Origin of the sequence: Allorhizobium sp. NPDC080224, assembly GCF_050281005.1 — a bacterium.
In the GTDB taxonomy this organism is placed as follows: domain Bacteria; phylum Pseudomonadota; class Alphaproteobacteria; order Rhizobiales; family Rhizobiaceae; genus Allorhizobium.
In genome coordinates this window covers 1,461,304-1,482,128 of record NZ_JBNNWJ010000001.1, presented here as the reverse complement: position 1 = coordinate 1,482,128, position 20,825 = coordinate 1,461,304, and the positions used below count along the sequence as shown (strand labels likewise).

The 20,825-nt window shown below is 61.5% G+C and carries 21 protein-coding genes; 14 read left to right on the top strand and 7 right to left on the bottom strand.

The window, feature by feature from the left end:
• Window positions 1-224 precede the first annotated feature (224 nt).
• The 4 genes from purM (at window position 225) to ACQKP1_RS07365 (ending at window position 5,120) form a co-directional block, all read left to right on the top strand.
• Window positions 225-1,298: a phosphoribosylformylglycinamidine cyclo-ligase gene (gene purM, locus ACQKP1_RS07380; RefSeq protein WP_427274768.1), complete on the top strand. Its 1,074-nt coding sequence runs from the start codon at window positions 225-227 to the stop codon at window positions 1,296-1,298.
• Complete coding sequence (gene purN, locus ACQKP1_RS07375; protein ID WP_427274767.1) at window positions 1,295-1,951, top strand: phosphoribosylglycinamide formyltransferase; 657 nt, start codon at window positions 1,295-1,297, stop codon at window positions 1,949-1,951. The genes purM and purN overlap by 4 nt, the downstream gene beginning before the upstream one ends.
• Window positions 1,952-2,044: 93 nt before the next feature.
• Window positions 2,045-2,986 carry an omptin family outer membrane protease gene (locus ACQKP1_RS07370; protein ID WP_427274766.1) on the top strand — a complete coding sequence of 314 codons (942 nt, stop codon included), beginning with the start codon at window positions 2,045-2,047 and terminating at the stop codon, window positions 2,984-2,986.
• A 280-nt stretch (window positions 2,987-3,266) separates the two neighbouring features.
• A complete protein-coding gene (locus tag ACQKP1_RS07365; protein WP_427274765.1) occupies window positions 3,267-5,120 on the top strand; it encodes an ABC transporter ATP-binding protein in 1,854 nt (617 codons plus the stop codon).
• Here the strand turns inward: ACQKP1_RS07365 and ACQKP1_RS07360 are convergent.
• Both ACQKP1_RS07360 and ACQKP1_RS07355 read right to left on the bottom strand, forming a co-directional pair.
• A complete protein-coding gene (locus tag ACQKP1_RS07360; RefSeq protein WP_427274764.1) occupies window positions 5,096-5,719 on the bottom strand; it encodes an NUDIX domain-containing protein in 624 nt (207 codons plus the stop codon). The two genes, ACQKP1_RS07365 and ACQKP1_RS07360, sit on opposite strands and share 25 nt — an antisense overlap.
• A gap of 1 nt (window position 5,720) precedes the next feature.
• Window positions 5,721-7,877 (bottom strand): molybdopterin-containing oxidoreductase family protein, encoded by a 2,157-nt coding sequence (locus tag ACQKP1_RS07355; RefSeq protein WP_427274763.1) that lies wholly within the window; start codon window positions 7,875-7,877, stop codon window positions 5,721-5,723.
• Window positions 7,878-7,910: 33 nt separating this feature from the next.
• On the opposite strand from ACQKP1_RS07355, the gene ACQKP1_RS07350 reads away from it, so the two are divergent.
• Genes ACQKP1_RS07350 through ACQKP1_RS07340 form a run of 3 tightly spaced genes read left to right on the top strand, consistent with a single transcriptional unit; the run spans window position 7,911 to window position 10,179 of the window.
• Window positions 7,911-8,774: a 23S rRNA (adenine(2030)-N(6))-methyltransferase RlmJ gene (locus ACQKP1_RS07350; RefSeq protein ID WP_427274762.1), complete on the top strand. Its 864-nt coding sequence runs from the start codon at window positions 7,911-7,913 to the stop codon at window positions 8,772-8,774.
• 18 nt (window positions 8,775-8,792) lie between these two features.
• Complete coding sequence (locus tag ACQKP1_RS07345) at window positions 8,793-9,554, top strand: ribonuclease T2 family protein (RefSeq protein WP_427274761.1); 762 nt, start codon at window positions 8,793-8,795, stop codon at window positions 9,552-9,554.
• A gap of 28 nt (window positions 9,555-9,582) precedes the next feature.
• On the top strand, window positions 9,583-10,179 hold the full coding sequence (locus ACQKP1_RS07340; RefSeq protein ID WP_427274760.1) for a glutathione S-transferase family protein: 597 nt from the start codon (window positions 9,583-9,585) through the stop codon (window positions 10,177-10,179).
• 76 nt (window positions 10,180-10,255) lie between these two features.
• Here the strand turns inward: ACQKP1_RS07340 and ACQKP1_RS07335 are convergent, their stop codons facing one another.
• The gene (locus ACQKP1_RS07335; RefSeq protein WP_427274759.1) at window positions 10,256-10,918 is read right to left on the bottom strand and encodes an outer membrane protein; all 663 of its coding nucleotides are present in this window, start codon (window positions 10,916-10,918) and stop codon (window positions 10,256-10,258) included.
• Between the two features lie 364 nt (window positions 10,919-11,282).
• On the opposite strand from ACQKP1_RS07335, the gene ACQKP1_RS07330 reads away from it, so the two are divergent.
• From ACQKP1_RS07330 to ACQKP1_RS07310, 5 genes are all read left to right on the top strand, one after another.
• On the top strand, window positions 11,283-12,041 hold the full coding sequence (locus ACQKP1_RS07330) for an SDR family oxidoreductase (RefSeq protein WP_427274758.1): 759 nt from the start codon (window positions 11,283-11,285) through the stop codon (window positions 12,039-12,041).
• Window positions 12,038-14,065 carry an excinuclease ABC subunit UvrC gene (uvrC, locus tag ACQKP1_RS07325; protein ID WP_427274757.1) on the top strand — a complete coding sequence of 676 codons (2,028 nt, stop codon included), beginning with the start codon at window positions 12,038-12,040 and terminating at the stop codon, window positions 14,063-14,065. Before ACQKP1_RS07330 ends, uvrC begins: the two co-directional genes overlap by 4 nt.
• A gap of 121 nt (window positions 14,066-14,186) precedes the next feature.
• On the top strand, window positions 14,187-14,768 hold the full coding sequence (gene pgsA, locus ACQKP1_RS07320) for a CDP-diacylglycerol--glycerol-3-phosphate 3-phosphatidyltransferase (RefSeq protein WP_427274756.1): 582 nt from the start codon (window positions 14,187-14,189) through the stop codon (window positions 14,766-14,768).
• Window position 14,769: 1 nt separating this feature from the next.
• Window positions 14,770-15,024: a molybdopterin converting factor subunit 1 gene (gene moaD, locus ACQKP1_RS07315; RefSeq protein WP_427274755.1), complete on the top strand. Its 255-nt coding sequence runs from the start codon at window positions 14,770-14,772 to the stop codon at window positions 15,022-15,024.
• A 25-nt stretch (window positions 15,025-15,049) separates the two neighbouring features.
• On the top strand, window positions 15,050-15,520 hold the full coding sequence (locus ACQKP1_RS07310) for a molybdenum cofactor biosynthesis protein MoaE (RefSeq protein ID WP_427274754.1): 471 nt from the start codon (window positions 15,050-15,052) through the stop codon (window positions 15,518-15,520).
• 85 nt (window positions 15,521-15,605) lie between these two features.
• Here ACQKP1_RS07310 and ndk read toward each other — a convergent pair whose 3' ends face one another.
• Window positions 15,606-16,028, bottom strand: coding sequence for a nucleoside-diphosphate kinase (ndk, locus tag ACQKP1_RS07305; RefSeq protein WP_054150527.1), 423 nt, complete (start codon window positions 16,026-16,028; stop codon window positions 15,606-15,608).
• 118 nt (window positions 16,029-16,146) lie between these two features.
• A complete protein-coding gene (locus ACQKP1_RS07300; RefSeq protein ID WP_427274753.1) occupies window positions 16,147-16,830 on the bottom strand; it encodes a glutathione S-transferase family protein in 684 nt (227 codons plus the stop codon).
• A 135-nt stretch (window positions 16,831-16,965) separates the two neighbouring features.
• On the opposite strand from ACQKP1_RS07300, the gene ACQKP1_RS07295 reads away from it, so the two are divergent.
• The gene (locus ACQKP1_RS07295) at window positions 16,966-17,472 is read left to right on the top strand and encodes a DinB family protein (protein WP_427274752.1); all 507 of its coding nucleotides are present in this window, start codon (window positions 16,966-16,968) and stop codon (window positions 17,470-17,472) included.
• A 93-nt stretch (window positions 17,473-17,565) separates the two neighbouring features.
• On the opposite strand, the gene ACQKP1_RS07290 is transcribed toward ACQKP1_RS07295, so the two are convergent.
• Window positions 17,566-19,158 (bottom strand): methyl-accepting chemotaxis protein, encoded by a 1,593-nt coding sequence (locus tag ACQKP1_RS07290; protein WP_427274751.1) that lies wholly within the window; start codon window positions 19,156-19,158, stop codon window positions 17,566-17,568.
• Window positions 19,155-19,454: a hypothetical protein gene (locus ACQKP1_RS07285; RefSeq protein WP_427274750.1), complete on the bottom strand. Its 300-nt coding sequence runs from the start codon at window positions 19,452-19,454 to the stop codon at window positions 19,155-19,157. Before ACQKP1_RS07285 ends, ACQKP1_RS07290 begins: the two co-directional genes overlap by 4 nt.
• A 293-nt stretch (window positions 19,455-19,747) precedes the next feature.
• On the opposite strand from ACQKP1_RS07285, the gene ACQKP1_RS07280 reads away from it, so the two are divergent.
• Window positions 19,748-20,770, top strand: a complete 1,023-nt coding sequence (locus tag ACQKP1_RS07280; protein ID WP_427274749.1) for a diguanylate cyclase domain-containing protein — start codon at window positions 19,748-19,750, stop codon at window positions 20,768-20,770.
• Window positions 20,771-20,825: the final 55 nt, after the last annotated feature.

Genomic DNA, 20,825 nt, shown 5'->3' with positions numbered 1-20,825 from the left:
GAAGTTCGAGCCCTGCGGAGGCCCGCAAACCATGCTGCGGCGCCACGGTAGGAGATAGGTTACCGCAGAAGACTTGGTCAAGAACTCCCACCCGATCGGCAGTGACAAGATGCAATCGCTGGCCAGAATGCCCGGGAAATCGTGGGCTTCTGCGGCTCGCAGCTTGCATCCGAGGGCTCTTCATGCCATGGCCAGCCGAAATTCTCGCAGGATCGGAGGCAGGCATGAGCCAGGCTGGCAAGAACGGGTTGACCTATAGCGATGCAGGCGTCGATATCGATGCGGGCAACCTGATGGTCGAGAAGATCAAGCCGGCCGTGAAGTCGACGCGCCGTCCGGGTGCGGATGGCGAGATCGGCGGCTTCGGCGGCTTGTTTGACCTCAAGGCCGCGGGCTTCAAGGATCCGATCCTGGTCGCCGCCAACGACGGCGTCGGCACCAAGCTGAAGATTGCGATCGACGCCAATATTCACGACACCGTTGGCATCGACCTCGTCGCCATGTGCGTCAACGATCTGGTCGTCCAGGGTGCCGAGCCCCTGCTCTTTCTCGACTACTTCGCCACCGGCAAGCTCGATCCTGACCAGGGTGCAGCGATCGTCCAGGGTATTGCGGCGGGTTGCCGCGAGGCAGGTTGCGCGCTGATCGGCGGCGAGACCGCAGAAATGCCGGGCATGTATTCCAAGGGCGACTACGACCTCGCGGGCTTTGCCGTGGGGGCTGCCGAGCGCGGCGAACTGCTGCCGGCCGGCGACATTGCTGAAGGCGACGTGATCCTTGGGCTCTCGTCCTCGGGCGTGCATTCCAACGGCTTCTCGCTGGTGCGCAAGATCGTCGAAGTCTCGGGCCTTGCCTGGGATGCACCGGCGCCGTTTGCCGAAGGCCAGTCGCTGGGCGCCGCCCTGCTCACCCCGACCCGCATCTATGTGAAGCCGCTTCTGAAGGCGATCAAGGAAACCAAGTCGCTGAAGGCGCTCGCCCATATCACCGGCGGCGGCTTCCCGGAAAACATTCCGCGCGTGCTGCCGAAGCATCTGGCCGCCGAGATCGACCTTTCGTCCTTTAAGGTTCCGGCCGTCTTCTCCTGGCTCGCCAAGACCGGCAGCGTTGCCCAGAACGAAATGCTGCGCACTTTCAACTGCGGCATAGGCATGATCGTCGTCGTTTCCGCCGACAAGGTGGACGAGGTCACCAAGGCACTGGAAGCCGAAGGTGAGACCGTTGCCCGTCTGGGTCGAATGATCGCCCGCGAAGAGGGTGCGCATGGCGTGACCTACAAGGGTACGCTCGCCCTATGAGCGCCCGGCGCCAACGCGTCGTCGCCTTCGTTTCCGGCGGCGGATCGAACATGCTGGCACTGGCGAAAGCCTGCGAAGCGGCCGACTATCCGGCCGAAATCGTCGCGGTGTTTTCCGACAAGCCTGAGGCCGGCGGCCTTGCCAAGGCGGAAGCGCTCGGTATTCCGACACGCGTATTTCCGCGCAAGGCCTATGGCTCCAAGGCCGAGCATGAGGCGGCGATCCTCGCCGCACTCGCCGAGATAGGCCCCGACCTGATCTGTCTCGCAGGCTATATGCGCCTGCTGTCCGGTGATTTCATCCGTCCGCATACGGGCCGGATCCTCAACATCCACCCATCCCTGCTGCCGCTCTTCCCTGGCCTGCATACCCATCAGCGGGCAATCGATGCCGGCATGAAGATCGCGGGCTGCACGGTGCATTTCGTCACCGAAGGCATGGACGAAGGCCCAGTCATTGCGCAGGCAGTCGTGCCTGTTCTGATCGATGATACGGCAGAGACGCTGGCGGCAAGGGTGCTCACCGTCGAGCACCAGACCTATGCGGCGGCTCTGAAGCTGGTTGCCTCCGGCAGCGTCTCCATGCGCGCCGATGGCAGCGTCGAAAGGCTCGCGTCCAAGACAGATCCAGCGGCAAGGTTGATCAGCGCCTGACACCCGCTGAGGGTTCAGAAGCCGGCGCAAGGTAGCAATCCCTTAACCATAACCATGCAACCGTGACGATTATTCAATCGATACGGTCAGCTCATGTTCAAGTCCCAGATCAATCCCGTTCTTTTTGTCGGCGGCGCCCTTTTGCTCGCCACACCGGCCTCCGGCCAGGATGCCTCTGGCGGCTCGACCGCCGGCTCTGTGCACTACTATGCGGGCGTCGGGATGGCCAACATCAAGGCCGGCGAATATGTCTATAGCGGCAACCGCAAGATCAGCCAGCTGGACTGGGAGAGCAAGGGCGTCGTGACCGGCACGCTCGGAGGCGACGTCGATATCGGCTACGCCTGGAAGCTGAAGGGACGGCTCGATGTCGGTCTCGGCGGCAACGGTTACATGGAAGATCGCGACTGGCTGAGTACCTCCTATTCGGGCTGGACGCATCAGTCCCTGCATCCGGATACCGAGCTTGACCGCTACATAAACGTGCTCCTCGAAGCTGAAAGGGCGCTCGTTGACACAGGTGCCACCCGCCTCGGCCTCGGTGGCGGCATCGGTTACACCAATGTCAAATGGACGGCCCGCGGCGGCAGCTACATCTATAGCGATACGACATTGCATGACACGGTCGGCAGTTTCGCGGACGGGTTGAAGGGCATTACCTACGAACAGCGCATTCCAACCGTGTTCCTCAGCGCCAATGCCGAGCAAAAGATCGGCGCCTTAACGCTATCGGGCGTTCTGCGCGGCGGTGCAGCCATCAGCTACAAAGGCGTCGATGACCACTGGCTCAGAAATCTGCGCTTTACCGACACGCTTGACCCGGCGCCGATGGTCGGAGCGACGGTCACGGCCGACTACAAGATCCTGCAATCGGCATCGATTTATGTCGGCGGCGACTTCCAACAGATCTTCGAGACACGAGGCGACGCCCATGTCCGCCACACCGTATCCGGTGCCAGCGGTAGTTTTGAGGATGGTGCAGCGGCTGATTTTCAGTCGATCACTCTGTCAGCAGGCGTGAAGGGGAGCTTCTAGCCTGGCTGGCCGCTGCGCTTCAACGCAGCCCATTGCAAGAGCATGATCGTCTTGGCGTCGATGATCTCGCCAGCTTCCATCATCCCGAGGGAGTCTGAGAAAGAGAGCTCTACGACTTCGATTCTTTCTTGTCTTTCTGAAGACAACCGCAGTCAGGGCGGCACGCGGTCCGCTCCGAGGATAGCAGCCCACCCAAATCTAAGGGTTCCTCTCTCCGCTGGACTCAGCTCTATTCGTGTTCTCATTTTGATCACGTAAAGCTGTTGCCCCGGAGCCTTTCATGACGTTGTCCGATCGGATTTTCACCCCGTTTGAAAGGTTGCTGCGACCGCTCGAAATCCCGTATCGAAGGATTCCGAGTGATGGCCCTCTGCGACTGGTCCTGCATTTCGTCGCATACGCACCGAAGTCGTTTTTGGTCGTGCTTGCCCTGTCTGCCAGCGTCGAGATCGTCAACCTGACTGTCCTCTGGGGCGTCTCGCACCTGATCGACGGCATCTCCAGCCAAGGTCTGCTTCCCTATCTCGATGCCCATCGCTGGCCGCTCGCTGGTTTCGTCGCGCTGTTTTTCCCGGTTCTGCCGCTGCTGATCTTTCTCTGCAATGCGTTGGGCGCCCATGTACTCAGCGTCAGCCTGCCCACACTCATTCAGTGGCATGGCCACAAGGCGGTCGAAAGCCAGGATCTTGGCTTCTTTCATGACCAGTTTTCGGGCCAGGTGGCCAGCCGCATTGCGCAGGTGGCCGGGGCCGTCAAGCAACAGATGGCGGCGGCGGTCTGGACGTTGCCAATCTTCTTTGTGCAGATGGTCGGTTCAGTCGTGCTTTTAACCGCCCTTTCCTGGCCGTTGACGCTCCCGATCCTCGTGTGGATCGCCATAAATGGCGTCATCGCCAAACGGGCCGTGCCGCAGTTTAGCGCAACGGCCAAGACGGCGGCGCGAGCGCGCAGCCGCGTGGTCGGGGAGATGACCGACCTCTACAGCAATATCCAGACGGTCAAGCTGTTTGCCGCCGAGGACAGCGAGGCCGGTGCGCTGCGGCGTGTGATGGAGCGGTCGATGACCGCACAGTTTCGGGAGCGCCGCATCGGCCTTACCGCGGATCTCTTGGTCGTTTCCTCCAACACCTTGTTGTTCATCGCCATCTTTGCCGTCAGCCTCTGGGGGATTGCCGATGGCTTCGTCACCCTCGGCGAATTCGTCGCCGCGATCACCATCACCCAACGGCTGTCCTCCAACTCTCGGGGCTTTCTAAATCTCGGCCAACAGATTTCCGAAGCGATCGGCACAATTCGCGACGCCATGCCGGTCATGACCACGCCGCCGACCGTGGTAGATGTGACAGGGGCGAAGGCGCTCACCGTCGTGCGCGGCGAGATCCGCTTCGACCGAGTGAGTTTCGAGTATCACGATAGCCAGCAGGTCATTCACGACCTGTCGCTTTCGGTTTCAGCCGGCGAGAAGGTTGGGCTGGTGGGCCTGTCCGGTGCCGGCAAGACCACGCTGGTGAGCCTGCTCCTGCGTCTCTACAACTTGGACGGCGGGCGTATTACCATAGACGGACAGGATATCGCCGACGTGACCCAGGCCAGCCTGCGCGCGCAGATCGGTTTCATTGCTCAGGATGTATCGTTGCTGCATCGCTCGGTCGGCGACAACATCCGGTACGGCCGGCCAGAGGCGACACAGGCAGAGCTTGAAGCCGCAGCACGCCTTGCTCAGGCCGACGCCTTCATCGCCGACCTGAAGGACAGCGAGGGACGCACCGGTTATACGGCCTATGTCGGGGATCGCGGCGTCAAGCTTTCGGGCGGTCAGCGCCAGCGCGTCGCCATCGCTAGGGTGCTTCTGAAAGATGCGCCGATCCTGGTGTTGGACGAGGCAACGTCGGCGCTTGATAGCGAGGCGGAGGCGACCATCCAGGAAAAGCTCGACCTGCTGATGGAAGGCAAGACAGTGATCGCCATCGCCCATCGGCTTTCCACGATCGCCCGCATGGACCGCATCGTTGTGCTCGACAAAGGGCGGATCATCGAGGATGGGCGGCCCGACGATCTCCTGCGTGCAGGTGGCCTTTACAGCCGTCTCTGGGCGCGCCAGACGGGCGGCTACATCGCGTCGCTGGACGACTGACCGGCACCCACGCCGCTTCGCTTCAACGCAGCCCATTGCAGGAGCATGATCGTCTTGGCGTCGATGATCTCGCCGGCTTCGACCATCTCCATGGCTTCTGCGAACGAAAGCTCGACGACTTCGAGATCTTCCTGCTCGTCATCGAGCCCGCCACCGTCGGCAATACGGTCGGCATCGGTCACGGCGGCGTAGAAGCCGTGGAGCTTTTCGGTGACCGAACCGGGCGACATGTAGGCGGCGAAGGCGGGGATTGCCTTGGCGATCTTGTAGCCGGTTTCTTCCAGCGCTTCCCGCAGGGCCGCCTGCATCGCCGTTTCGCCATCGTCGATGAACCCCGCGGGGACCTCGAGCAGATAGGGATACTCACCGCTCAGATGAGCCGCGATGCGCAGCTGGCGAACCAGGGTGACGGTGTCACGCTCGATGTTGTGCAGAAGGATCGCAGCAGCATTGCGGCGGTCGAAGACCTCCCAGGAGAGCCGGTGCGGCGCCCTGCCCTCGCGGAAGAAATCGAAGGTGATGCCGCGCAGATGGCTCCAGCCCTTCCACAGGGTCTTGTCTTCCAGGATCGCGATCCGGGCCTTGTCGAATATGCTCATGTCAGGCTTTTCTCATCCAGACTTTGTTGTCGTGGAAGGCAGCGCCCCCATGCGGAGCCGCCGGATCACCACCGGTCAGGACATTGATGCCTTCGCCGTCGAGATGGGACTTGTTGGGCCACAGCCCTTCGGCCACCAGAACGCCCGGCTTTACGGCCTCGGTGATCTTCGCGTGGATGCGCAGTTCGCCCCTGACATTGCCAAGTTGGACGACATCCCCATCGGCCAATCCAAGGCTCATGGCATCCGCCGGATTGACCATGACCTCGGGGCGGCCTTCCTTGTCGCGCGAAGTCTTGGTCTCGGCGAAAGTTGAGTTCAGGAAGTTGCGCGCCGGAGAGGTCGCGAGCCGGTAGGGATGCTCGGCATCGGCCACTTCGATCAGGTCGACCTGGTCGGGATAAGTCGGAAGCTGCTTCACAGGCCCGAGCGAGCCGAGCTTGGCCGGCGGCTTGTTCGGGGCTGGCGTTCCTTCCCAATCCGGCTTGAAGCGGAACTTGCCGTCCGGGTGGCCAAAGCCATTCAGGTAATGGGCGTCCTCGAAGGCCGGCTGGCAGTCGAGCCACTTGTCCTCGATCAGCGTGTCGAAATCGGGCTTGCCGCTGATGTAGAGCATGCGCTCGATATGCTCGCGCTCGGTCTTGCCAAAGCCGGGGCGATCGGCGACGCCGAGGCGCTTGGCCAGTTCCTCGATGACGAAGAGATTGGTGCGAACCAACGGCGGCGCATCGACGAGCTTCGGTCCGAGCAGGATATGGCTCTGGCCACCGCCGCGATAGATGTCGTCATGCTCAACGAACATGGTGGCGGGCAGGACGATGTCAGCGAGTTCCGCCGTCTCGGTCATGAACTGCTCATGCACGGCAACGAAGAGGTCATTGCGCAGAAAGCCCTGTTTCACCAGCCTCTGTTCAGGGGCGACATTCACCGGATTGGTGTTCTGGATGATCAGCGCATCGACGGGACCGCGATGGCGCAGTGCCTCGGCATCGCCGGTCAGGACTCGTCCAATCTGTGACTGGTCGAGCATGCGGATCTCTGGATCGACCATGGCCGTGCCCATCAGCTCTGCCTTGTTGAGCTGGAAGATGTCGCTGTTCGAATGGAAGGCACCGCCGCCCTGGTATTGCCAGGAACCGAGCACGGTTGCGAGCGACAGGGCCGCATGCATGGAGACGGCACCATTGCGGCTGCGGGTGAAGCCGTAGCCGAGGCGGAAGTAGCTCTTCTTCGTCTGGCCAACGAGGCGGGCGAAGGCCTCGATCTCCTCAACCGAAAGGCCTGTGATGGCGGAGGCCCATTCCGGCGTCTTGTCCTTCAGATGCGCTTCAAGCCCTGCCGGATCATCGGCGAATTTTGCCATATACGCCCGGTCGGCATAACCATCGCGGAAGGCGATGTGCATGGCGGCACAGGCGAGCGCCGCATCCGTGCCGGGCTTCAGGATGAGGGCCATATCGGCCTGCTTCATCGTCGGATTGTCGTAGATATCGACGACGACGATCTTCGCGCCACGATCCTTGCGGGCCTTGATCGCATGGGTCATCACGTTGACCTGGGTGGCCACCGCATTGGTGCCCCAGATGACGACGCAATCGGAGACGGCCATTTCTCGCGGATCGGGACCGCGCAGCGTGCCGGTGCCCATGACATAACCGGTCCAGGCCATGTTGGTGCAGATCGTGCCGAAGAAACCGGAATATTTCTTCGCGTGGCGCAGGCGCTCGATGGAATCGCGCTGCACCAGGCCCATGGTGCCGGCGTAGAAATAGGGCCACACGGCTTCCGAGCCGTGGCGCTGCTCGGCCTTGACGAAGGCGTCGGCGATCTCGTCCAGGGCGGCTTCCCAGGTGACGTCCTGCCACTGCCCTGCACCCTTGGCGCCGGCCCGGCGAACCGGCTTCATCAGACGGTCGGGATGGTAGAGCCGCTCGGCATAACGCGCGACCTTGGCGCAGATGACACCCGCCGTATAGCTGTTCTCGGTTGCCCCGCGCATACGGCCGATGCGGCCGTCCTCGGTCAGTTCGACGTCAAGGGCGCAGGTGGATGGACAGTCATGCGGACAGGCCGTATGACCGACCGACCGGTTTCGGATGGGGCTCTGGATGTTCATGGGGCCGTTATAGGCCATGGCCGGAACGCTCAAAAGCCCCATTCAAAGAAATCATCACTGCCATCGGAAGCCTTCATGAATTATCGCCACATCTATCACGCGGGCAATTTTGCCGATGTCCTGAAGCATCTCGTGCTCTCGCGGCTGATCGTCTACCTGCAGCAGAAGGACAAGGCATTCCGCGTGCTCGACACCCATGCCGGGATCGGGCTCTACGACCTCTCCTCTAGCGAAGCGCAGAAGACTGGCGAATGGCTGGAGGGCATCGCCAAAGTCATCGATGCGGAGCTGCCGGAAAAGGTCGCCGAGATCATGGCACCCTATCTGGATGCGGTGAAGGCGCTGAACCCGGATCGCGAGGCCGGTGGCCCCTTGCAGAAATATCCCGGCTCGCCGAAGCTCGCCCGCCATCTCTTCCGCCCGCAGGACAGGCTCTCCGCCATGGAGCTGCATCCCGAAGACGCGCGGGGGCTCGCCCGCCAGTTCGAGGGTGACTTCCAGGTTCGCGTGACCGAGCTCGACGGCTGGCTGACGCTGAATGCGCATCTGCCGCCGAAGGAAAAGCGCGGCATCGTGCTGGTCGATCCGCCCTTCGAGATCGAGGGCGAATATGAGCGGCTGGTAGACGGGCTTGCCAAGGCGCATCGCCGCTTCGCTAATGGCGTCTACTGCCTCTGGTATCCGATCAAGAAGGGCGCGCCGATCAAGGAATTCCACGAGGCACTGCAGGCGCTTGGGATCCCCAAGATGCTCTGCGCCGAGCTGCATGTGAAAAGCGACCGCGAGCAGACGGGGCTGTCCGGGACCGGTCTCGTCATCGTCAATCCACCCTTCACGCTGAAGGACGAAATGCATCTGGTGCTGCCGGAACTGAAGCGGCTGATGGCGCAGGATCGTTACGCCTCGCATCGCTGCTTCTGGCTGCGCGGCGAAGACTGAGCGGGAGCCGAGCAGCGCATGGGACGCTATACCGGCTTCATCGCCCTCGGCCTCATGATCGCGGCGGCAGCCGTCTACAGCTTCCTGCCAGCGGATGCGCCGGTCGATCGGGCTTCGCCACCAGCACCTCCGCAGGCAGAGGCTCCACCGTCTTCGCGCGACGAAGCGAAGGAATTGGGCACATCTGCCGCGAGCAACGTCCCGCAAGGCAGTGGCTTTGATTTCTACGTGCTCTCCCTCTCCTGGTCGCCGACCTTCTGTGACGGCGAAGCTGCCGGCCGCAACCGCGAGCAATGCGGCGGGTCCAAGGACTTCGGTTGGGTGGTACACGGGCTTTGGCCGCAGAACGAACAGGGCTGGCCGGAGAATTGCCCGACACCGGAAGGCAGCCGCGTGCCCGAGCGGATCGGGCGAACTGTCATCGACATCATGCCGAGCATGGGGCTGATCGGCCACCAGTGGCGCAAGCACGGCTCCTGTTCGGGTTTGAGCATGAACGATTACTTCAAACTCGTGCGCCAAGCCCATGATGCTATTCGCATTCCGACCGAGTTTTCCGAGGTGGACATCGAAAGTCGGACATCGCCGCAGGCCGTCGAAGCCGCCTTCGTCCGCAGCAATCCGGGGCTTACCCGCTCGGCAGTCGCCGTGACCTGTGATAGGGAGAGAGTCGACGAGGTCAGGATCTGCCTCGACCGGTCGCTTGGCTTCCGCGCCTGCCCTGAGGTCGACAGCCGGTCCTGCCGCCGGTCCGAGATCACGATCCCGCCTACTCGTTAACTCGCCACGAGAGCCACAGGAAACCATCATGAAGCTGCTCTTCGCGCCCGCCTCCCCCTATTCGTCCAAGGTCCGCATGGCCGCCCGCCATCTCGGCATCGAACTGGAAGAGGTCAGGGTCAACACGGCGGAAAACCCGCCGGAACTCGTCGACGCCAATCCGCTCGGGAAGATACCGACGCTGATCATCGACGACGGCACGGCCATCTTCGACAGCCGGGCGATCATGCAATATCTGCACCGCCTGTCCGACAAGCGTCTCTATCCGAAGAAGGACGAAAAGCGGACTGAAGCCGATGTGCTCGAGGCCCTGGCCGACGGCATCGCCGACTGCCTGCTCGCCATCGTCTACGAAAAGCGCTTCCGGCCGCCGGAACTCGTCAGCCAGGATGTGATCGACCGGCAATGGGCGAAGATCAATCGCAGCCTCGATCACCTCGACAAACACCTGCCGAAGATCGGCAAAAAGCTGCATGGCGGTCATTTCGCGCTGGCATCCACCCTCGGCTACCTGATGCTGCGCTTCCCGGGCGAATGGGAAAACGGACGTGCAGCACTCACCGAATGGCCGGCAAAATTCGCCAAGCATTTCGAGCCCTACCCGGCCCTCAGGCCGAAAGCCTGACCTGCTACCGCTTTCCAGCAGAATCAGAAAAGCCGGGACGATGCCCCGGCTTTTCTTTTATTCTCGATCGCTTGGATCAGAACTTCACGCCCATGCCGACCTTGACCGAGTGGTCGTCGAAGCCGCGGGAAATGGTCGAACCACCGAGGTTGAAGTCACGCTTCTGGTAGTCGCTGTAGCGATATTCGACGCGAGCCGTGATGTTGTCGGTGACGAAGGTTTCGACACCGGCGCCAACCGTGTAACCGGCTGCCAGCTTCTCGTCGTTGGTGCCGCCGCCTTCCAGCTCGTGGTTGGCAACAGCCAGACCAGCCGTACCGTAGACCATGAAGGGGTTCAGGTCGTAACCGACGCGACCACGGACCGAGCCGTTGACGCCCTGGGTGCCCTTGAGAGTGCCAGCGACGCCCGGTGCTGTACCGGCCGAACCGTCTTCACCGTTGTAGCTGATGTCGGCTTCAGCACCGTAAACGATCGAGCCGTTCTGCATGTTGTAACCACCGTAGAGGGTGCCGCCGAGGTCCTTGGCGTCACGGCCGTTGTCCGAGCCGGTGAACTTGCCGAAGTCGTAGGTCAGACCACCACCGACATAGGCACCCGACCAGTTGCCGGCCGGTGCAGAGTAGGATTCGGTCGCCATCGGGGCTTCCGGTGCCTGGTAGATGGCGTCGGCTGCCTGGGCGGCGAAAGCTGCGAACGAGGTGGCGGATGCCAGAAGCATGATCTTGAGGGTACGCATGTTAGTCTCCTTTCGGTTCCCGGCCGCTCTTCACTAAGAACCAACGGCGGCCTGAACGTTAGTGGGTAATCTGTCCGTTCCGACTGTCTAGATGAATAGAAATTGAGGAAATGAAAGAGCGGAAATGTGAATTCTTTGTGGCGCAGCCATGACCAAATCGGGACGTTGCTTAAAAGACACAAACGATTCGTTAACCATAACAAATGGTTTACGCGATTTACTGAAGATTTCATAAAATTATACTTACGCTATACGCAGACACCACCAAGCAAAGACCGCACGAAGTTTCAGATATGCCCCGTTTAAATATCGCGCTGGCGCCATATATGCAGCGCAACACCACTGACAGAACAAGGTAAGAGACATGCAAAACGGCATCCCGAAGGTGGCTTTGGTCACCGGATCCGCAAAACGACTTGGCCGGGCCATCGCCGAAGACTTGGCTGCCCATGGTTTTGCCGTGGCATTGCATGCGAACGGTTCGCTGGATGCGGCAGAGGCTGTGGCCCGCGCGTTGCGATCCGACGGAAAACGGGCCATTGCGCTGAAGGCGGACCTTGGTAACATTTTCGAGACCGGATCACTGATTTCGCAGACCGAGGCCGAATTCGGGCCTGTGGGACTGCTCGTCAACAATGCCTCGATCTTCGAAGACGACTCTGCGGTTGAATTCGATGCGGAAATCTTCGACCGCCACTTCAATCTGCATGTCCGGGCTCCGGCCATATTGAGCGGCGCCCTCGTCAAGGCGCTGCCTGAGGATCGCTCGGGCCTCATCGTCAACATCATCGACCAGCGGGTGCTGGCGCTGAAGCCGACCTTCTTCTCCTATACGCTATCCAAGGCCACGCTCTGGACAGCCACCCAGACGCTCGCCCAGGCCTTTTCGCCGCGGGTGCGGGTCAACGCCATCGGCCCCGGCCCTACCCTTATTTCCGAACGGCAAAGGCCGGAGGATTTCCAGGCGCAGGTGGATAGTCTTCCGCTGAAACGCGGCCCCTCGCTCGACGAATTCGGCCGCACCATCCGCTTTCTTTTTGACACGCCGTCGATCACCGGCCAAATGATCGCCTTGGATGGGGGCCAGCATCTGATTTGGCACGGCACGGAGATCAATGAATGAATGGAGGAAAGCTGCCAGACGGCGGCATTCTCTATGATGGCACGGAAGACGATGACGACGATGTTGCGGTCGAGGTGGAAGCCTCCCGTCCCGGCGTCGAGATCGACTGGCATGTCGACGGCCTTGACGAAACGGGACTGACGGGTGCCGAGCTGATCGGCGAATTCGTCAAGAGGCTGCCGAATGCGCCGGGCGTTTACCGGATGCTGAACAAGGACGGCGAGGTCATGTATGTCGGCAAGGCGCGCAGTCTCAAAAAGCGCGTCAGCAATTATGCGCAAGGCCGGGTGCATTCGAACCGCCTGTCGCGCATGGTGCGCGAAACCGTGCATATGGAATTCGTCACGACCCGCACCGAGGTCGAGGCGCTGCTGCTCGAAGCCAACCTGATCAAGCGCCTGCGCCCGCGCTTCAACGTGCTTTTGCGCGACGACAAGAGCTTTCCCTATATCCTGATCACCGGGGACAGCCGGTCGCCCGCCATCTACAAGCATCGTGGGGCGCGTGCCCGCAAGGGCGACTATTTCGGCCCCTTTGCTTCGGCGAGTGCTGTCGGCCGCACGATCAACTCCCTGCAGCGCGCCTTCCTTCTACGCACCTGCACCGACAGCGTCTTTGAAAGCCGCACGCGGCCCTGTCTGCTCTATCAAATCAAGCGCTGTTCGGGCCCATGCACGCATGAGATTAGCGACCAGGACTATGCGGGCCTGGTGCGCGAGGCGAAGGACTTCCTGTCCGGCAAGAGCCAGAACGTCAAGGAAGCCATGGCGCGCGCCATGAACGAGGCGGCCGAGGATCTCGACTTCGAGCGCGCCGCCGTGTTTCGCGACCGGCTTGCGGGCCTCAGCCATGTCCAGAGCCATCAGGGCATAAACCCTGCCGGCGTGGATGAGGCTGATGTCTTCGCCATCCATCACGAGGGCGGGCTGTCCTGCATCCAGGTCTTCTTCTTCCGCGCCAGCCAGAACTGGGGCAATCAGGCCTATTTCCCCAAGGCCGATCCGCAGCTCAGCGCAGCCGAAGTGCTCAACTCCTTCCTTGCGCAATTCTATGACGACAAGCCCGTGCCCCGTCTGATCCTTCTGTCCGAAGAGGTCGAGGAACAGGACCTGCTGGCGACTGCGCTTTCCGAAAAGGCCGGCCACAAGGTGGCGATCAGTGTGCCACAACGCGGGGAAAAGAAGGATCTCGTCGATCATGTGAATGCCAATGCGCGAGAGGCGCATGGCCGCAAGCTCGCCGAAACCGCCTCGCAGTCACGGCTGCTGGCCGGTCTCGCCGAAACCTTCCAGCTGCCTTACGTGCCGCGCCGGATCGAGATCTATGACAACTCCCATATCATGGGCACCAATGCCGTCGGCGGCATGGTGGTCGCCGGGCCTGAAGGCTTCGTGAAGGGGCAGTACCGCAAGTTCAACATCAAATCGACCGACATAACGCCGGGCGACGACTTCGGCATGATGCGCGAAGTGATGACCCGGCGCTTCTCGCGCCTGCTGAAGGAAGAGGGCAAGCCGGATCGCAGTGTGGCGCCCGAGGACAGTGCGGACACCCCCTTCCCTGCCTGGCCGGATGTGATCCTGATCGACGGTGGTCAGGGCCAGATGTCGGCAGTCCGCAAGATCCTTGCCGATCTCGACATCACCGAGAGCGTGATCGCCATCGGCGTTGCCAAGGGCGTCGACCGCGATGCGGGCCGCGAGCGCTTCTTCGTCGAGGGCAAGCCGGACTTCACCCTGCCGCCCCGCGACCCGGTGCTCTACTTCATCCAACGCATGCGCGACGAGGCGCATCGGTTTGCGATCGGCTCGCATAGGGCGCGGCGCAAGAAGGAAATGGTCAAGAACCCGCTCGACGAAATCTCCGGCATCGGCCCGACGCGCAAGCGGGCGCTGCTGCAGCATTTCGGCACAGCCAAGGCCGTGTCCCGGGCGGCGGTCAGCGATCTGATGGCCGTTGAGGGCATCTCGGAAGCCGTGGCGCGGCTGATCTACAACCATTTTCACGAAAGCAGCGGTGACTGACACGGAAACGACGCATCCGGGGTCGAGATGATGATACAGACGGTTCAGAATTCTTGAGTTGACGGCCCCGACGGAAACCCATCACATCACTTAGAGCACCAGACTTCAAAGACAGGGCATCATGGCTTCGCGCGCATACAACATCCCCAATCTCCTCACCTACGCCCGCATCCTGGCCGTGCCGCTGATCGTTGTCTGCTTCTTCGTGGAAGGTCGTCTGCAGAGCTCCGACTTTGCCCGCTGGTCGGCGCTGACGATCTTTGTCGTTGCCTCGATCACCGACTATCTCGACGGCTATCTGGCCCGCATCTGGAACCAGACATCGAACATCGGCAAGATGCTGGATCCAATCGCCGACAAGCTTCTGATCGCCTCCGTTCTGCTCTTGATGGCGGCGGATGGCACGATCGCGGGCTGGTCGCTCTGGGCTGCCATCACCATTCTCTGCCGCGAGATACTGGTGTCGGGCCTGCGTGAATATCTGGCGGCGCTGAAGGTGTCCGTGCCTGTCACCCAGATCGCCAAGTGGAAGACGACGGCACAGATGTTCGCACTTGCCTTCCTGCTCGCCGGTCCCGCGGGCGACAAGGTCCTGCCCTATACAACGGAGGCCGGCATCACGCTGCTCTGGATCGCCGCCATCCTGACCATCTATACCGGCTACGACTATTTCCGCGCCGGCGCGAAGCACATGGTGGACTGAGATGGTGAAGATCGTCTACTTCGCCTGGGTTCGCGAGCGGATCGGCAAGGGCGAGGAAGAACTCGACATCCCGGCCGAGGTCAAAACGGCCGGCGATCTTGTATCCTGGCTTGCAACGCTCGGCGAAGGCTATGAGGAGGCCTTGCGCTTCCCCAAGGCAATCCGCGTTGCGGTCAATCAGGAACATGTCGAACACCATGAAGCAATCGCGGGCGCCCGTGAGATCGGGATCTTTCCGCCGATGACCGGCGGCTGAGAAGCATCCCGCTGGAGGACAAGCCGTGACGGCCAAGCCTGCCCCCACCATCCGCGTGCAGCGGGACGATTTCGATGCCGCAGCAGAATCGCGCGGCTTGACAGCCGGCCGCAAGGATATCGGCGCCATCGTCTCCTTCGTTGGCCTTTGCCGCGACGAGGCGGGCACGCTTTCCGCGCTCGAACTGGAACATTATCCGGGCATGGCTGAAGCCGAGATGATGCGGATCGGCAGATTGGCGATCGAGCGCTTCTCGCTTCTAGGGCTCACCGCCATCCACCGCTTCGGGCGGATCGAGGCCGGAGAACAGATCGTCCTCGTCATTGCCGCCGCGCCCCATCGCCAGGCCGCCTTCGACGGCGCCAATTTCGTCATGGATTTCCTGAAGACCTCGGCACCGTTCTGGAAGAAGGAGCATAGCCAGGATGGGTCGAGCGGTGACTGGGTCGCGGCCAAGGATGCCGACGATACGGCACGGGATCGCTGGAGCCGATAGCCGGCCCGCATAAAAAAACCGGAGCCTTTCGGCCCCGGTTCTTCAATTCTTCCAGTGTCTTGAGACCGTCGCCTCAGGACCTGATTCAGCCGACGATCTCGGTGTCGGCGAACCAGTAGCTGATTTCCTGGGCAGCGGTTTCCGGAGCGTCCGAACCGTGAACCGAGTTTTCACCGATCGAGAGGGCGAACATCTTGCGGATCGTGCCTTCGTCAGCATTGGCCGGGTTGGTCGCGCCCATGATTTCGCGGTTCTTCAGGATGGCGTTTTCGCCTTCGAGAACCTGAACGACGGTCGGGCCCGAGGTCATGCCTTCAACCAGTTCGCCGAAGAAGGGGCGTTCCTTGTGAACGGCGTAGAAGCCTTCGGCTTCGCGCTTGCTCATCCAAACGCGCTTCGAAGCGACGACGCGCAGGCCGTTGTCTTCGAAGACCTTGGTAATGGCGCCGGTCAGGTTGCGCTTGGTGGCGTCGGGCTTGATCATCGAGAAGGTGCGTTCAATCGCCATCTGTCTCATCCTTTTGTCTGTAAGGGAAAGTGGGCGGTATCTACCCGCCCCGAATCACGAAGACAAGAGGGGTTCGACAATTTCACGACGACGTCACAATCGGCCGGTTTTTGCCCTGTCAGGCGACGGCACGGGCGACGCCGTCATGGAGTTCGAGGCAGCGGTCGAACCAGAGGCTCACCGGATCATCCGCCGGCAGGTGGATGGCACCGGTGGTGATCCTCAGCCATTGCAGCGCACCGAACAGGATATAGTCACCAAAGAGCGGGGTTGCGCCACCGACGAAGGGATGGAAAGCCAGCATGTGGCGGAGTGGCTGGAGCGCTGCGGGAAAGGCGGCAATTGCGGCGTCGCGACCGGCGGCCATCTCCTCGAAGGTCCGTCCGAGCCGCTCTTCCCGGCTCTTGCGAAAATAGGCTTGGTCGGTGGGCGCGAGCATGTCGTGGATGTCGACGAGGGCGATCTTCGTGATTGCGCCGTGGACGACATGCTGAGAATAGCCCTCGACCAGACGTGCCGCGGCGACACCGCCCTGTCCGCCAAACAGGCTCGGCTGCTCGGGATAGGCCTCCTCCAGATAGAGCGCGATCCGAAAGCTGTCGGAGATCAGTTCCTGGCCGTCCCGGAGGATCGGGACCGTTTTGGAGAACCCGCCTTCGACAGTTGGGATCGCCGTGAAGGCGAGCGGCCGCTCTTCGAAGTCCAGTCCCTTGTGATGAAGGGCCATCACGACCTTCCAGCAATGGGGCGAGAAGGGACGCGCGGCATCGGCGCCGCACAGCGAATAGAGGGTCATCGTCATCGGGTTCTCCTGATTTTGCGCCAGACAAGCCGATCCCGGGGCTGGATGCAAATCAGCATTTTTCATGGAACTCATCACACCCATTTCGGTCGAACCCGGCTAGACTGGGTGCAGGACCAAATTCAGGAGTGCACCATGCAGAACTATCAGATGCTCGCGGACTACAATGCCTGGGCCAACAGGCTGCTTTATTCTGCCGTCGCGGACCTCTCGACCGAAGAACTCCACCGCGATACCGGCGCCTTCTTTGGATCGATCTTCGCCACGCTGAGCCACATCCTAACCGCAGACCGGATCTGGCTGAACCGGTTCACCGGCGAAGGCCCGATGCCCCGCGCGCTGGATGAGCGCCCCTATGATGACTTCGAGGATCTGCGAGCGGCTCGGCTGGAAGAAGACACACGGATCATCCGCTATGCGCAGAGCCTGACTGCGGAGAAAATCGAGCGGCCGTTCACCTATTCGCCGGTCGGTTCATCCGAGGTCCTGGCGCTGAAGCTCTGGCCGGCACTCACCCATGTCTTCAATCACCAGACTCATCATCGCGGACAGGTGCATGCCGGATTGACAGGACTGGGCAAGCCGAGCCTCAGCCTCGACGTGATCTATTTCGTCCGCGGCGAGGGCCAGCAGTGGCTTTGAGACGCGACAGAGGCCTGACGGAGCCCTGAAACGGAAATGGGGCCACGACGATCGTGGCCCCAAGTCTTTCGTGCGAATATGGGTTGCCTGCGGTCAAGCGGCGCGACGGGTTCCGGAACCCGTCTTCGATCCGGTCTTGAACTGCGCCATCAGGTGGTCCAGCGTGGTGGCCTCCTGGACGAGTTGCTGGATCGCAGCGCTCGACTCCTCCACCATCGCAGCATTCCGCTGGGTGTTCTTGTCGATGTGCCCGACCGCCTGATCGATCTCGGCAAGGCCCTGCGCCTGGCTCTTGGCACCGTCGATGATCTTGCAGATCTCGCGGCTGATCGACTGCACCTCGGTCGCGATCGTGCTCAAAGCCTCGCCGGCCTGATCGACCAGCGATACGCCGTTGCGCACTTCTTCCCCGGATGCGTTGATGAGGGTCTTTATCTCCTTCGCTGCGTTGGCGGAGCGCTGAGCGAGTTCGCGGACCTCCTGTGCGACGACGGCAAAACCCTTCCCGGCCTCACCGGCACGTGCGGCTTCGACGCCGGCGTTCAGCGCCAGAAGATTGGTCTGGAAGGCAATCTCGTCGATGACGCCGATGATGTTTGAAATCGACTGCGACGACTGCTCGATACGGCTCATGGCAGAGACCGCGTCGGTTACGATCGTGCCGGATCGTTCCGCACCCATCCTTGCCTGGTTGACCAACTTGCCGACCGAATCCGCGACAGACGCGGTTTCCTTCACGGTGGCCATCACGCTGGACAGAGCGCTCGCGGTTTCCTCGACCGACGCGGCCTGGCGCTCGCTGCGGGCGGAGAGATCGTTGTTGGCCTGGCCGATCTGGCCCGTACCGTTGCGGAGGACGGAGGCCACCTGACCGACCTGAGAAACGACGACTTCGAGCTTCTGCACGGAGGTATTGAAGGACGTGCGCAGTTCATCAAGCGGGCCTGAGAAGGCGCTGTCGATGCGGCAGGAGAGGTCCCCCTCCGCCAGTTTCTGCAGCGACTTGGCGAGTTCGGAAACGGCGTAGTCCACCGCTTCGGCTTCCCGCGCCTTTTCCGCTTCCCGCTTGCGGCGGTCAGCATCGGCAGCGGCATCGGTTCGCTTGACGTGATCGGCCATCTCTACGGCCTCGCGCTCGGCGGCGACTGCTTCGGCAACAGCCTTGTCGGAGACATCGAACGCCTTGACGACGGCCGAGGTCAGAGCGATCAGGACGATGCTCTGGACGATCAGCACCACTGCATGCAGGACGACACGCGAGAAGTCGGAATCACCCGGGAAGACCGCCAAGGGCATCGCGACATACAGCAGCAGATGGTGGACCGCGACGAGCGCGGCGTAGCCGACAATGGCCTTCCAATCGATCCAGGCGGCACAGATCGCCAGGCTCGCGAAGAAGTACATGTGGATGTCGATTTGGAGCGGCGAGCCCTGGAAGGCGAAAACGAGAATAGCGACCGTCGCCGCATTCGCCATGGAGGTAACCATGCGGGTGGTCGCGCCGGTACGATCCCTTGTCCACAAGAGTGTGGCCGGCACCAACAGGGCGAGAGTGGCCAGGATCATGGTCCAGTCGACACCCTGCTCGCGGACGAGATTGCGGATGACGATCAGGGCAAAGTTGATCCAGAGCAGTCCGACGATGCCGTAGGAGATCCTGTCTCTGAGCTTATTCAGTTCGTTCATGTGTTCATTCCTTGCAGGCAACCAAGCGCCAGATCATGGTTGATGACGAGCAAAGCGCCCGCATCGAGTAGCCGCTCCGGAAAATCCGGAGCCTGCGAATAAGCGACCGACATCCAGGGCACTCTTCCGGCCCAGACGAATGCTCCCTCTGCCCGGTCGATAACGGCCATCGAACCCGCCGCATGTGCAGCCGGTGAGGTTACGACGAGGACAAACGGGCCGGACGGCCTTGCCGCGATGACAGCGACAACGGCGACCGACAGCGAGAAGTAGACAGCGGGAATGAGGGACTTCATGGTGCCTACGGATGTTCGCCGGTCGAGGGCAAAGAAACGCTCTCTGCCTGGCATGCTTTCAGAAGGTCAGTTACACCATATAAATTTCTAAAATATAATTAATTAAAAGGCAGAACCCCCTCATTCTTTTGGGCAATTCCGATTTGACAATAGGCAAAGGAGAGCCCTTGAAGCACGTGTCTGCCTTAACCGTTTCGTATGTGATGCCGTGTTACGAGACCTGAACTCAGCGGGAATAGTTCCGGCTTCCCGCAGACAAAAACGCAACTCATCGCATGTTCAGGACGGTTTTGATGAGCGGACTTCCAGACGATCTCCAGAAGATCACGGTCTTCATGCTGAAGCATCAGATCGCCGGGCTTCCCCGCAACTTCGAACTTGTCCATGAAGCCTTTGCCGGCGGCAAATCGGATCTTGCGCGTGAGCTTGCAGCCCTTGGATCCCGTCCGACGCAATCGGCGCTCGACCAACTCGGCCTCAAGCACAGGCTTTCCGCCCATTGCGGCGTCTCGGCCGAACGTTTGCAGGACGAAACGCTGAAAACGCTGACGCGGCTCAGCGACCAACTGTCGCTCGGGCTGACGCAGAAGCGGGCGTTCACGAACTCGGTGGAAGGCGTTATCCGCTCGATCCGCGAGGATGTCACCGTCGGTATCGACCAGTTGCTCGGCGAGCTGGATCTGCTCTCCTCGATTGCCGGGGACATGATCAAGGCGGAAACCGCGCTGGCCTCCGATGTTGCCGAGGGGCTGGACAGTCTGAATGCCGCAGACCGGGCCATTCGCGCAGCGCAGGCTGCAATGAAGCGGGATCATCTGACAGGCCTCGCCAACCGGATCAGCTTCATCCAGACGCTCGAGGACGCCCATTCGGCCGCCTCGGCGGCAAAGCCGAGCGCGCTGGTGCTGATCGAAGTTCTCGATCTTCCCGGACTGCAGCACCAGTATGGCGACGAAGCGGTCAGCAAGCTCATCCGTGGTCTGTCGACGATCTTCCGAAAGGCGATCAAGAAGCACGACTTCATCGCCCGCGTCGAGGCCGACACCTTTGCCTTCGTCTTCCAGGGCATCAATGCCGACGAGGCACACATCATCGCCGAACGGCTGTTCACGACGGCGGATAACAATCTGGTCTTCGCTTCCGAGACTTCGCCGGGTTCCGGCGGGCTGCCGCTGGCGATCGGTCACGCCATGGCACACGAAGCCGCCGATCCAACAAGCTGGCTCGCCATTGCCAAGACCGCCACGATCCTGGCACGACAAAACCCGCGCCAGCCGATCATCGGCTACAAGCCCGGACAGCGCCAGGTCGCGTAACGCTCGGCGCCCTCGCCCGCTTGCCTTTGGCCGTGACATCGGCCAAAAGCCAGAA

Bases quoted from the DNA above. Each gene is read 5' to 3' on its own strand.
- ACQKP1_RS07340 (WP_427274760.1), top strand. From the start codon at position 9,583: ATGAAGCTGCTCTTCGCGCCCGCCTCCCCCTATTCGTCCAAGGTCCGC.
- purM (WP_427274768.1), top strand. From the start codon at position 225: ATGAGCCAGGCTGGCAAGAACGGGTTGACCTATAGCGATGCAGGCGTC.
- ACQKP1_RS07280 (WP_427274749.1), top strand. From the start codon at position 19,748: ATGAGCGGACTTCCAGACGATCTCCAGAAGATCACGGTCTTCATGCTG.
- ACQKP1_RS07290 (WP_427274751.1), bottom strand. From the start codon at position 19,158: ATGAACGAACTGAATAAGCTCAGAGACAGGATCTCCTACGGCATCGTC.
- ACQKP1_RS07350 (WP_427274762.1), top strand. From the start codon at position 7,911: ATGAATTATCGCCACATCTATCACGCGGGCAATTTTGCCGATGTCCTG.
- ACQKP1_RS07285 (WP_427274750.1), bottom strand. From the start codon at position 19,454: ATGAAGTCCCTCATTCCCGCTGTCTACTTCTCGCTGTCGGTCGCCGTT.
- ACQKP1_RS07360 (WP_427274764.1), bottom strand. From the start codon at position 5,719: ATGAGCATATTCGACAAGGCCCGGATCGCGATCCTGGAAGACAAGACC.
- pgsA (WP_427274756.1), top strand. From the start codon at position 14,187: ATGGCTTCGCGCGCATACAACATCCCCAATCTCCTCACCTACGCCCGC.
- uvrC (WP_427274757.1), top strand. From the start codon at position 12,038: ATGAATGGAGGAAAGCTGCCAGACGGCGGCATTCTCTATGATGGCACG.
- ACQKP1_RS07345 (WP_427274761.1), top strand. From the start codon at position 8,793: ATGGGACGCTATACCGGCTTCATCGCCCTCGGCCTCATGATCGCGGCG.
- ACQKP1_RS07335 (WP_427274759.1), bottom strand. From the start codon at position 10,918: ATGCGTACCCTCAAGATCATGCTTCTGGCATCCGCCACCTCGTTCGCA.
- ACQKP1_RS07300 (WP_427274753.1), bottom strand. From the start codon at position 16,830: ATGACGATGACCCTCTATTCGCTGTGCGGCGCCGATGCCGCGCGTCCC.
- ACQKP1_RS07330 (WP_427274758.1), top strand. From the start codon at position 11,283: ATGCAAAACGGCATCCCGAAGGTGGCTTTGGTCACCGGATCCGCAAAA.
- ACQKP1_RS07365 (WP_427274765.1), top strand. From the start codon at position 3,267: ATGACGTTGTCCGATCGGATTTTCACCCCGTTTGAAAGGTTGCTGCGA.
- ACQKP1_RS07295 (WP_427274752.1), top strand. From the start codon at position 16,966: ATGCAGAACTATCAGATGCTCGCGGACTACAATGCCTGGGCCAACAGG.
- moaD (WP_427274755.1), top strand. From the start codon at position 14,770: ATGGTGAAGATCGTCTACTTCGCCTGGGTTCGCGAGCGGATCGGCAAG.
- ndk (WP_054150527.1), bottom strand. From the start codon at position 16,028: ATGGCGATTGAACGCACCTTCTCGATGATCAAGCCCGACGCCACCAAG.
- ACQKP1_RS07370 (WP_427274766.1), top strand. From the start codon at position 2,045: ATGTTCAAGTCCCAGATCAATCCCGTTCTTTTTGTCGGCGGCGCCCTT.
- purN (WP_427274767.1), top strand. From the start codon at position 1,295: ATGAGCGCCCGGCGCCAACGCGTCGTCGCCTTCGTTTCCGGCGGCGGA.
- ACQKP1_RS07355 (WP_427274763.1), bottom strand. From the start codon at position 7,877: ATGGGGCTTTTGAGCGTTCCGGCCATGGCCTATAACGGCCCCATGAAC.